Origin of the sequence: Fusobacterium sp. DD2 (assembly GCF_018205345.1) — a bacterium.
In the GTDB taxonomy this organism is placed as follows: Bacteria; Fusobacteriota; Fusobacteriia; order Fusobacteriales; family Fusobacteriaceae; genus Fusobacterium_A.
The window spans coordinates 51242-62389 of the sequence record NZ_JADRHM010000004.1 but is presented as its reverse complement, the minus strand read 5'-3'; the positions used below and the strand labels follow the sequence as shown (position 1 = coordinate 62389).

The window sequence follows — 11148 nt, the reverse complement described above, 5'->3', positions numbered from 1 at the left end:
GGGTAGAATTTTTTCTACCCTTAGTTTTAAATCTACTATTGTAGATGAATTGCCATTGCAACAAATATCCAGATACTTCCTAATACAAATAGTATTGTTTGGAATTTAATTTGGAATTTTGCCCATGTAGTCCATTCAATTTTAGCAACTCCTAATATAGCAATTAAAAGTCCAGATGTTGGAACTATTAAGTTTGTAAATCCGTCTCCTAATTGGAATGCTAAAACTGCAACTTGTCTTGTAACTCCCACAAGGTCAGCAAGTGGTGCCATAAGTGGCATTGTTAAAGCAGCTTGACCTGAACCTGATACAACGAAGAAGTTGAATATAGATTGGAATACATACATGAACCATGCTGATAATACTGATGGTAATCCAGTAAGTCCATTTGCAACCCAGTTAAGAATTGTATTTAATACACTTGGTTCTCCTGCTGAAGTTCCACCTAATACAAGTACAATTCCTTTTGCCATACCAACTACTATTGCAGCACCAACAAGGTCTTCTACTCCGCTTCTAAATGAAGTAGCTATATCATTAACTCTCATTCCTTCAAGTTTGAATATCACTCCAATTATTCCAGATAAAATACCCATAATTACAAACTGAGTAGCTATTTCTGGTAAGTAGTATCCTTCTTTTACAACTCCATATATTACCCAGATTACTCCAACTACTACTGTTAATAATACTAGTTTATGTCCTAATGTAAATTCAAGATTTTTCTTTTCATCCTCTTCAAATCCTTCTCTATAGTAAGCATCTGTTTCATAAGAGATTGAATATTTTGGATCTTTCTTTACTCTACGAGCATATCTCATAGTATATAATACTCCAAACCCTGTAAAGAATATCCACATAGGAATTCTAAACCAAGAAGCTGAAAGTACTGGAATTCCAGCAACTCCCTGTGCTATTGCAACACTGAATGGGTTCATCCATGATGTAGCAAATCCAATCTGTGTAGCAACATAACTTATTAGTACACCTGTTACAGCGTCATATCCCATTCCTATTACTATTGGTATAAGTACCATTGCAAATGGTATCGTTTCTTCTCCCATTCCGAATACTGCTCCTCCTAGTGAGAAACATGTAAACACAAGTCCCAAAAGAAGTATTTCTGAACCTTTAGTCTTCTTAATCAAAGACATAAGTCCTGCTTCTACTGCTTTTGTTTTTAAGATTATTCCAAAAGAACCTCCAATTACAAGTATGAAAGCTATTACCCCAACTGCAGTACCCCATTTGTCACCGCTTGTGATTCCTTCATAGATGTAATTTGATACTCCTACTTCTCCACCTGGTTCAAAGAATTTGATTCCTTTTACAAGTGGTTGTCCCTGTTTATCAAGTTCGTAACTAAAACTTCCTGCTATAGGAACGTTTTTACTTTTTTCTACACCCTGCTCTGTCTTATAAGTTACTTTTTGCATCTGGAACTTACCTACTGGAACAGTATGAGTAAGTAATGCTGCAAATAATACAACTATAAAGATGATTACATATGTATCTGGCATTTGAAATTTTTTCATTTCTATCCTTTCCTCCCAATTCCTTTTCTGTTAGTCCTATTATACTTTATGACCATAATTTAATCAATAATATTTTCCAATGAAAAAAGTTTACAACTTTCATATAAATAGGATTAATTAACTATAATCAATGGTTCTGAAAGGAGTTTTGTTATTATTTTAAAAAACGAAAAAAAATTTCTACTAGATAATTATATAAAACTTTATATCATTGCACTTATATCTATGTTAAAATGTAAGTAATTTACGGAGGTGGGGAAAGAATGCTTATCTGTAACAATAAAAATACAATGTATAATGCTTTAAAAAATTCTATTAATAATTCAGATGAAATAATAATGAACGTATCATTTATTCGGGACTCTGGTTTAAAACTACTTATTCCAGAACTAATTGAAGCTAAAAATCAAGGAAAAACTATAAAAATACTAACAAGCAACTATATGAGTGTAACAGAACCAAATGCTCTCTACAGACTTCTTGAAATCCCAGGAGTTAAGATTTTTGAAAACAGGGAAAACAGATCCTTTCATCCTAAAACTTATATTTTTAAAACTGGAGATAACATCGAAGTCTTTATCGGTTCTTCTAATATTTCATATTCTGCTCTTATCTCAGGAATTGAATGGAATTATCATTTTATTGGAGAGAAAAAGCATGAAGAAATTACTTCTATTTTAAATGAATTTGAAGAGCTATACGAAAGAAATAGCTTTGAACTAAGTTTAGAATGGTTAAGAGAATATGAGAAAAGTTATACTAAAAAAGATTTTGAAAAAATTTTGGATCCTACTCCTCCAGCTCCAACAAAAAAAATTGAGCCTATAAAATTCCAGGTTCCTGCTCTATATGAACTTTCAAAAACTAGAGAAGAAGGCTATAAAAAAGCTATGATTGTAGTAGGAACAGGACTTGGAAAAACCTTTCTTTCAGCTTTTGACAGTATGAGTTTTAATAAAATTCTATTTGTTGCTCATAGAGATGAAATTCTAAGAGATGCACAAAAAACATTTGAAACACTATATGGAAACAGCAAAACATATGGATTTTTTAATGGATACAGCAAAGATGTTGATAAAGATATTATCTTTGCATCTATTACAACACTTTCAAAAGATGAATATCTTACAAATGCATATTTTTCACAACACTATTTTGATTATATAGTTATTGATGAATTTCACCATAGCAGTGCACCAAGTTATTTAAAGGTACTTGATTACTTTAAACCACAATTTCTTCTTGGGCTTACTGCAACTCCAGATCGTGCTGACAATGGTGATGTATATAAGTTATGTGATTATAATATTGCCTACGAATGTGATTTTAGAGTGGGAATAAATAATGGTTGGCTTGTTCCCTTTGAATATTTTGGGATATATGACGATACTGATTATACTGCTATTCCATGGAGAAGTGGAAAATATGATCTTGAAGCCTTGGAAAACTCCCTGATTATCGAAAAAAGAATGGCTTTAGTTTTTAATAAATATCTCCAATACAGGAAACAATCAACAGTTGCCTTCTGTGCCAGTGTTAAACATTGCCAGTGTATGCATAACTATTTTAAAAGTAAAAAAATAGCCAGTGCTATAATAATTGGAGATACCCCTGTAGAAAAAAGACAGGAGATTATCCAGAAATTTAAAGAACATAAACTGGATATCATATTTACTGTAGATGTCTTCAACGAAGGTGTTGATATCCCATGTATTGACACTATACTTTTTCTAAGACCTACAAATTCATATACAATCTTTATTCAGCAACTAGGAAGAGGACTTCGTACTTTTGAAGGAAAAAACAAGGTACGTGTGCTGGATTTTGTAGGAAACTACAGGGGAGCTGAGGCAAAGCCTTCATTTTTATGTGGTAACTATACAAAAGAAGAAACTCGTACTATATCCCCTATTGATGAAGAATTTGTGCTTCCAGCAGGATGTAGTGCTAACTTTGATTTGGAACTCATTGACTATTTTGAAGAATATAAAAAACATAGGGATAACATTAAGGATAGACTTATCAGCGATTTTATACGTGTTAAAGAGAAATTAAAGAGAACTCCAACAATTATGGATATATATACTTTTGGGGATTTTCCGGTTCATATGTATATTCAAAAATTTAAAACATGGTATGACTTTTTAAAAGAGACAGGTAATCTTTCACAAGATGAAAAGAGATTTTCTAAAAGAGCATTGGAGTTTTTGAAATTTACTGAAAAGACAAGTATGACAAAATCTTACAAAATACCATTGCTTCTTTCTTTTTTACAACCTCAATTAAAATCTCAAGTAACTTTAACTGAAATAGGAAAATTCTACAAAACTTTCTATAATGATAAGTTACATGGAAAAGATTTAAATAATAAAAAACACAACAATTGGGAAAATTGGGAAATATCAGAATTTGAAAAACTTGCTAAAGACAATCCAATTAATTTTCTTACAAAAGATGGTAAGCACAGCGAATTTTTTACATATGAAGATGATACTTTTAAACTTAATCAGGAACTATACAAAGAGATTAGTGCTAACTCTGCTCTTTTTTCAAATATACTTGATAGGCTAGAATATAGAAATATTAACTATTTTAGAAGAAAATATATGGAGGAATAATGTCAATAAAATTTTATGATGATAATGCAGATAACTTTTTTAATAATACAGTCAATGCAGATATGAAAAATCTATACTCACAATTTGAAAAATATCTAAAATATAATAGTGGTGAAATCCTTGATCTTGGATGTGGAAGTGGAAGAGATTCCAAATATTTTATAGAAAAAGGATTTAAAGTAACAGCTTTAGATTTATCTCCAAAACTTGCAGAAAAAGCTAGCAAATATATTGGACAGAAAGTTATTGTTGGTGATATGAGAGATTTGAAATTTGATGATAAATTTATAGGTATCTGGGCATGTGCATCTCTTTTACATTTAAATGAAGAGGAAGTCCTTACAACTTTAGAAAAATGTATTTCCGCCTTAAAAAAAGACGGAATACTCTATGCCTCTTTTAAATATGGAAATAATAATTATGAAAAAGATGGTCGCACTTTTACCTGTTTTACAGAAGAAAAATTTACAGATTTTGTGGCTAACTTAAAATTTGAAATTTTAGCTTTTTTTATTACTGAAGATGTGAGAGCTGATAGAAAAAATGAAAAATGGTTTAATGTTATAATGAAAAAAATATAAAATAAAAAACAACCTCCAATATCCAGGAGGTTGTTTTTATCAATTTGAATATTTTTCTGCAGCCATCATAAAACCACTTTGATCATAGGCATAATCTATATCAGGTCTTATATCAAAATCAAGATCTTTAGCTTGTGAAACAATCAAATCAACAGTACTTCTTGTTTTCTTAGGTGGGTACTTATATTTACTCAATAATCTTCTCACACTGTTTTTTATCTTGGCTTTTACACTTTCTTTATCGTACCAGTCAATAGAGACACTTCTTTTTATCATATCAGTTAAATCTTTAACAATTTCAATCATTGTTTTATCAGATATCTCTTCAAAAATACTTTCATCTTTAGTTAGAATATCATAAAAGGCCATCTCCTCGTCTGAAAGTCCTAATTTTTTTCCTTTATTCACTTCTTCATTGACATCTCTAGCCATCTCTTTTAACAATTCCATCATTTCAAAACTTGTAAACTCTTTATTTTTATATCTACTAATAGCTTTCTTTAATTTTTCAGAAAGTTTTTCCGATGCGACAATATTTCTTTTTCCAAATGATTTTATCTTTCCTTCTAAAAGTTTTTTTAGCATTTCAACAGCAAGATTTTTATACTTTATTCTACTCAGATCTTCTAAAAATTCTTCAGAAAATATTGATAAATCGGGATTTTTTATTCCAAGTTCACCATATACGTCAACTACTTCTTCTGAAATAATTGTTTTAGCCATCAATTTTGCTAATCTGTCATTTATCTCTTTTTCAGTTAATATTTTTCCATTTGGTCCTATTGTTGGTCTGTTTTCCAATTTCATTAAACTTGCTCTTACTGCTTTAAAATATGCAATTTCACAATTTAATCCAATCCCCTCTTTTGTTGTAACACAAAGAGCATGTGCTTTAGAAAGTGCCAAGACATTGTCAATAAATTCATTCTTATAATTTTTTTCTTGATTATCCTTATTTAAAATAAAATCCATTCCAGCAATTATTATCTGCCCTCTTTTTAACGAACTTTCATCCTTATAATCTGAATAATCAAATCCGTGGAACAGCTCTTTAACTTTTTCATAATATTCAAGCATTATAGCAACAGCTTCCTCTTGATTAATTCCAGTAGTTTTTCTATCATTATTACTGTACTGTTTCAAGGCTCTTTTTAAATCGTCACCAATTCCTATATAATCTACTACAAGTCCTCCACTCTTATCCTTATATACCCTATTTACTCTGGCAATAGCCTGCATTAGATTATGTCCTATCATCGGTTTGTCTATATACATAGTATTTAAACAAGGAACATCAAATCCAGTAAGCCACATATCTCTTACTATTACCATTTCCAGCTCATCATTATCATCTTTCATTCTATTTGCTAGCTCTTCTCTATCTTCTTTTGTAGTAAAATGAGGTTTAAATTCCTCTGGATCCTTTGCTATATTACTTGTCATTACTACTTTTATTTTCCCTTTTTTCTTATCATCACTATGCCATTCTGGTCTTATTTTTACTATTTCATTATAGAGGTCAACACATATTTTTCTAGACATGCATACAATCATGCATTTTCCATAAGCATTTTTTCTTCTCATTTCCCAATGAGCAACTAAATCTTCAGCCAATGTTTTTATCCTATTTTTAGCACCAATTATAGCTTCCATTTTAGTTATATCTCTTTTTTTGCTCTCAACTATTCTCTCCTCTTGTTGAGACATTATATCTTTAAACTCATCATCAATTTTATCTATTAAGTCCTTATTTAGATCCAGTTTTATAAATCTATTTTCATAATAAATCTTTACAGTAGCTCCATCCTCCACAGCTCTCGTCATATCATATATATCAATATAATCTCCAAAAACTGCCACTGTAGATTTATCATCAAAATCAATTGGTGTGCCTGTAAACCCTATGTAATTGGCATTAGGCAAAGCATCTCTTACATATTTTGCATAACCATACTTACTATTTCCAAATTCATCCATTTTTGCATCTAATCCATACTGTGATCTGTGCGCTTCATCTGCGATTATATAGATATCTTTTCTTAGAGAAACTGGTTCTAAATCCTCACTTTCTTGAGATGAGAATTTTTGTATTGTTGTAAATATGATTCCTCCACTTCCAACATTTAACATATTTCTTAAGTTTTCTTTGTTCTCTGCTTGTTTTGGAGTTTCTACTAAATATCCAGTACATTTTGAAAATGTCTCAAATAATTGATTATCTAAATCATTTCTATCAGTTAAAACCACTATAGTTGGATTGTTAAATTTTTTCATTAATTGCCCTGCATAAAAGACCATTGTCAAGGATTTTCCACTTCCCTGAGTATGCCATACAACACCTATTTTTCCTTCATTAGCTATTGCTATTTCTGTTTTTTCTAGTGCTTTTTTTACAGCAAACATTTGATGATACTGAGCCAATATCTTAATTTTATCTGGACTCTCATTTAAAAACAAAAGAAAATCTTTAGTAATCTCTAAAATTCTCTCTCTCGAAAGCATTCCCCTTGTTAATACTTCCATCATCATCGCACTAGTAGGTGCTATTTCTATTCCATCTATTGTTCTAAAACTCATAAATCTCTCTTCATTTGAAGATATGGTTCCAGCTTTTGCATTTACTCCATCACTAATTACACAAAAACTATTATACACAAATATTTTTGGTATAATTGATTTATAATTATTTACTTGAGTATATGCCTCTTGAATTCCTACATTTTCATTAGATAGAGATTTTAGCTCTATTAAAACCAGAGGTAATCCATTTACATACAATACAACATCTGGTATTCTTAAATCTTTTCCCTCTACTTTTAATTGATTTACTGCTATAAATTCATTACTATCAATATTTTCAAAATCAACTAGATAAACCTTTCCTCCACTATGTTTCTTATTTTTCTTATCAATGTATTCTCCAACATTTACCCCTTCAACAAGCATTTTATGAAATTGCTCATTAGATTTGATAAGAGTTGTTTCTGGAAGACGCATCACTTGCTTCAAAGCATCTTCTTTAACATAATCTGGCATCATAGGATTTAGACGATAAACTGCATCTCTCAATTTTTCCTCTAAAATTACCTCTCTCCTGTCGGTTCTTTCCGTTTTCCCACCTGGCAAATATTCCCATCCTAATTCTTCTAATAATTCTAATAAGGCATCCTCTAAATGAGATTCTGCATACTTATAGTTCTCACTCATATTTTTCCCCCTAAATTCCAAACTTCTATTTTGAATTATTCACCTTTTGTATTAGTGATAAAATATATTCTATATCTTTGTCATCACTGACTGTAAATTCGTAGTCACCATTACCCCAATGGCCAATATTTGATACATCTTTTGCAAGATTTTTAAAATCATCAATGTCCCCAAACTTTGCATTTAACCATATTTTCAATCCTTTTTTTTGTAATTGAAAATCCACCAGATTTTTTTTATTGTTTTTAAATGCTATATAGAGCTTTTTAGGTTCTATTTTTATATCAGGATACATAAGTTCTATACGTTCCTTATATTCCTCAAATAATTCTATAATCTCTTCTGTTGAATCCTTTGTATGATCTTCAATTGTATATTTTTTTACTTTCTTTGAGATGTCGTTAATAACATTGTTGCTACCAGCTATTACTTTTATATCCACTGCATTGCTATCTCCTTTAATATTCTCAAAAGAAATTATTCCACCTTCATATCTTTTTAATTCATATAACTCAATTGGAAGATTTTTAAAATTTAAACTATCTTTTTGATACTTATTAAAACTTTGAGATATAAAAATAACTTTAGTTTGAGTCCAATCTATCTCATTTCTCTTCAAAGTATCTTGCATTTTTTCATTGTATTCCAAAACTACTTCTGCTTTGTTATTAAGTACAGTAGAAAGATAGGTATATCCTTGATCTATTACACTATAACTATTTCCCTTTTTTATACTCAATAATTACAAAAGATTTATTCTCCTTATCAAAGGCTAGAGAATCCAACCTATAATTTTCAATCGTAAATTCACTCTCAACAAATTCTAAATCTAAAAGATAATCTAGATTTTTTTCTACAAAGTTTTGTAAGTCTTTTTCTAACTTAAATTCATCAAGATAAATTTGTTCAACTTTCCCATTTATATTTTTTAATAACATAGATTACACTCCTAATAAATTTTTTAGTAAAATAAACAATAATTTAGAAAATTTAGCCAACTTATTTTTTAAAGACTGGTATTTTAGAAAAAAAATTAATCATCATTTTATAAAAGAGAACTGGAAAACTGGAACAGTTTCAATGATAATTAATTTACATGATAACCAACGGATTCCATTGAGTTCAAAAACAAGAAACCTGATGACAAAAAAATATCCTTACTATGGTGCTGCGTCAATTATGGACTATGTTGAAAATTATATTTTTGATGGAACATATTTATTATTGGGTGAAGATGGTACAGTTAGTGATTCTAATGGCTATCCAATATTACAATATGTTTATGGCAAATTTTGGGTTAATAATCATGCTCATGTTATAAGTGGTAAAAATGGCTTTTCCGTTGAAATACTTTATTTATTATTTAAAAATATTAATATTACTTCTATAATTACTGGAGCTGTCCAGCAAAAAATAAATCAACAAAATTTGAAAAAATTAAAAATACTAATACCAGATAAAAATTCTTTGGAAAATATTAATAAAATTATTCAACCCATCTTCAAATATATAAGATTAATAAATATTGAAAATAAAAGACTGCAACAAATCAAAAAAATAATACTTCCAAAGCTTTTATCAGGGGAAATAGATATATCCAACATAGAACTTGGAGAATTACTATAATGATATAAAATAATAAATTATTGTTTATCTCATTGTTTAATTCTATTTTTTTATCTAATTTCTCTAGAATATTTATTATTGATTCTTGAAGTTTTAAACTTGGTATTTCTATGTGTACATTCTCTAAATCTGCTATTGTAATTTGTGATTGTGCAGAACCTGAATCTAAATACTTTAAATTATTTTTTAAAAAATAATAATAAAGATATTTATTTAAAACTGCTGTCTCATCATTTATTATTCTTATTGCTAAATTAGTTAGATAACTTTTTTCTCTAATAATTTTAACATCTCCTGTTCCACCAACTCCCCTAGCAATAACTATAATTTCATTTTTTTCTACATTGTATTCATCATAATATCCATTGACTCTATATCCACTGAAAACTGGAAATTTTCCTTTTTCACTTATTTTTCTTTTCATAGGCATTTTACCATATTTAAAATTGACAAGTTCTTTTAACTTCTTTTTTATTATTTTCATATTATTCCCTCTCAACTTATATACTTTTTATGTGCTAACTTTACATTACTTTGTTTTACCATAGCATATTGTAAGGTTGTGTCAATTCTCTGATGTCCCAATAATTTCTGTAATTGTTCTATCGGCATCCCTTTATCTATTGCTATTGTTGCTAATGTTCTTCTAAATTTATGTGGATGTACTTTAGAAATATTCAGTCTTTTACCAAGATTTCTTAATCTTGCTTCAATTCCACCAATTGTCATTCGCTTATATGGTTTCCTTATAGAAACAAAAAGAGCTTTCTCATTGTCTTCTCTACTTTCAAGATAATTTGATAAATGTATCTTAGTTCTTGCATCAAAATACACAATTCTCTCTTTATTTCCTTTTCCAAATACTATACATTCTCTTTCGTTAAAATTTATATCTTCTTTGTTTAACAAAACCAATTCTCCTACCCTCATTCCAGTAGAAGATAACATATCTATCAAAGCTAAGTCCCGTAAACAACCACAACTGTCTCTCATAATTTCAAGAGATTCATCTGTATATGTTTCTTTAATTATCGTAGGTGACTTAATTTTATGTATTCTTCTTACAGGACTTTTAAGTATGTAATCTTCATCCTCTAACCATGAAAAAAAACTTGAAAAAATTCTTCGCATATTATCAATAGTTAATTTGCTTGTGTTATTCTCTTCTTGGTAACGAGTCATATAGTTTCTTAAATCCTCTGTAATAATTTCCCTAATTGGTTTATCAATTGCTATTAGCATCTTTTCAATTGCTTTTTTATAATATTTTAACGATTTTTCTGAACATCCTTCAATCCTTTTAGCTGCTGTAAATAAATCTAATAATTTTATATTTGATTCATTTTCTAAATTATTATCTTCTTTTTTAGCATTTAAAGAGTAGCTAGCAAGATTATTAGAAATTACTTTCTTTAATCTTGTAAGTTGGGCATTATTTAAATATGGCAACATTTCTTGAATAACATTTTGGATAATTTTTTCCTTTACATTCATTTTTCCTCCATTATTCTCAAGAAAAGTTGCTCAACGGCATCTCTTGAGCGTTTATATCTCTTTGCCGTTGTAAAAAGAGTAATTATT

Annotated in this window: 9 protein-coding genes; 3 read left to right on the top strand and 6 right to left on the bottom strand. The window is 29.1% G+C overall.

Going from position 1 to position 11148, the window contains the following annotated elements; translation table 11 throughout:
* Positions 1-35: 35 nt before the first annotated feature.
* Positions 36-1535 carry a putative basic amino acid antiporter YfcC gene (gene yfcC / locus IX290_RS01350; protein ID WP_211491401.1) on the bottom strand — a complete coding sequence of 500 codons (1500 nt, stop codon included), beginning with the start codon at positions 1533-1535 and terminating at the stop codon, positions 36-38.
* A gap of 263 nt (positions 1536-1798) precedes the next feature.
* Here yfcC and IX290_RS01345 point away from each other — a divergent pair, with 263 nt between their 5' ends.
* Both IX290_RS01345 and IX290_RS01340 read left to right on the top strand, forming a co-directional pair.
* Positions 1799-4153, top strand: a complete 2355-nt coding sequence (locus tag IX290_RS01345; RefSeq protein WP_211491400.1) for a DEAD/DEAH box helicase family protein — start codon at positions 1799-1801, stop codon at positions 4151-4153.
* Positions 4153-4734 carry a class I SAM-dependent methyltransferase gene (locus IX290_RS01340; RefSeq protein ID WP_211491399.1) on the top strand — a complete coding sequence of 194 codons (582 nt, stop codon included), beginning with the start codon at positions 4153-4155 and terminating at the stop codon, positions 4732-4734. Before IX290_RS01345 ends, IX290_RS01340 begins: the two co-directional genes overlap by 1 nt.
* A gap of 39 nt (positions 4735-4773) precedes the next feature.
* Here IX290_RS01340 and IX290_RS01335 read toward each other — a convergent pair whose 3' ends face one another.
* The 3 genes from IX290_RS01335 to IX290_RS01325 are packed head-to-tail and all read right to left on the bottom strand — an operon-like array spanning position 4774 to position 8879.
* Complete coding sequence (locus IX290_RS01335; RefSeq protein WP_211491398.1) at positions 4774-7941, bottom strand: type I restriction endonuclease subunit R; 3168 nt, start codon at positions 7939-7941, stop codon at positions 4774-4776.
* Positions 7942-7966: 25 nt separating this feature from the next.
* Complete coding sequence (locus IX290_RS01330) at positions 7967-8680, bottom strand: DUF5655 domain-containing protein (protein WP_211491397.1); 714 nt, start codon at positions 8678-8680, stop codon at positions 7967-7969.
* Positions 8658-8879 (bottom strand): hypothetical protein, encoded by a 222-nt coding sequence (locus IX290_RS01325; RefSeq protein WP_211491396.1) that lies wholly within the window; start codon positions 8877-8879, stop codon positions 8658-8660. The genes IX290_RS01330 and IX290_RS01325 overlap by 23 nt, the downstream gene beginning before the upstream one ends.
* Before the next feature lie 142 nt (positions 8880-9021).
* Here IX290_RS01325 and IX290_RS01320 point away from each other — a divergent pair, with 142 nt between their 5' ends.
* Positions 9022-9567, top strand: coding sequence for a restriction endonuclease subunit S (locus IX290_RS01320; protein ID WP_211491395.1), 546 nt, complete (start codon positions 9022-9024; stop codon positions 9565-9567).
* On the opposite strand, the gene IX290_RS01315 is transcribed toward IX290_RS01320, so the two are convergent.
* Together IX290_RS01315 and xerA are read right to left on the bottom strand one after the other, a co-directional pair.
* Positions 9491-10051, bottom strand: a complete 561-nt coding sequence (locus IX290_RS01315; RefSeq protein ID WP_211491394.1) for a restriction endonuclease subunit S — start codon at positions 10049-10051, stop codon at positions 9491-9493. The two genes, IX290_RS01320 and IX290_RS01315, sit on opposite strands and share 77 nt — an antisense overlap.
* Positions 10052-10062: 11 nt before the next feature.
* Positions 10063-11061, bottom strand: coding sequence for a site-specific tyrosine recombinase/integron integrase (gene xerA, locus IX290_RS01310; RefSeq protein ID WP_211491393.1), 999 nt, complete (start codon positions 11059-11061; stop codon positions 10063-10065).
* Positions 11062-11148: the final 87 nt, after the last annotated feature.

What these genes read in the sequence shown, in the direction of transcription:
- yfcC (WP_211491401.1), bottom strand. Translation starts at nt 1,535, where the DNA reads ATGAAAAAATTTCAAATGCCAGATACATATGTAATCATCTTTATAGTT.
- IX290_RS01345 (WP_211491400.1), top strand. Translation starts at nt 1,799, where the DNA reads ATGCTTATCTGTAACAATAAAAATACAATGTATAATGCTTTAAAAAAT.
- IX290_RS01340 (WP_211491399.1), top strand. Translation starts at nt 4,153, where the DNA reads ATGTCAATAAAATTTTATGATGATAATGCAGATAACTTTTTTAATAAT.
- IX290_RS01335 (WP_211491398.1), bottom strand. Translation starts at nt 7,941, where the DNA reads ATGAGTGAGAACTATAAGTATGCAGAATCTCATTTAGAGGATGCCTTA.
- IX290_RS01325 (WP_211491396.1), bottom strand. Translation starts at nt 8,879, where the DNA reads ATGTTATTAAAAAATATAAATGGGAAAGTTGAACAAATTTATCTTGAT.
- IX290_RS01320 (WP_211491395.1), top strand. Translation starts at nt 9,022, where the DNA reads ATGATAATTAATTTACATGATAACCAACGGATTCCATTGAGTTCAAAA.
- IX290_RS01315 (WP_211491394.1), bottom strand. Translation starts at nt 10,051, where the DNA reads ATGAAAATAATAAAAAAGAAGTTAAAAGAACTTGTCAATTTTAAATAT.
- xerA (WP_211491393.1), bottom strand. Translation starts at nt 11,061, where the DNA reads ATGAATGTAAAGGAAAAAATTATCCAAAATGTTATTCAAGAAATGTTG.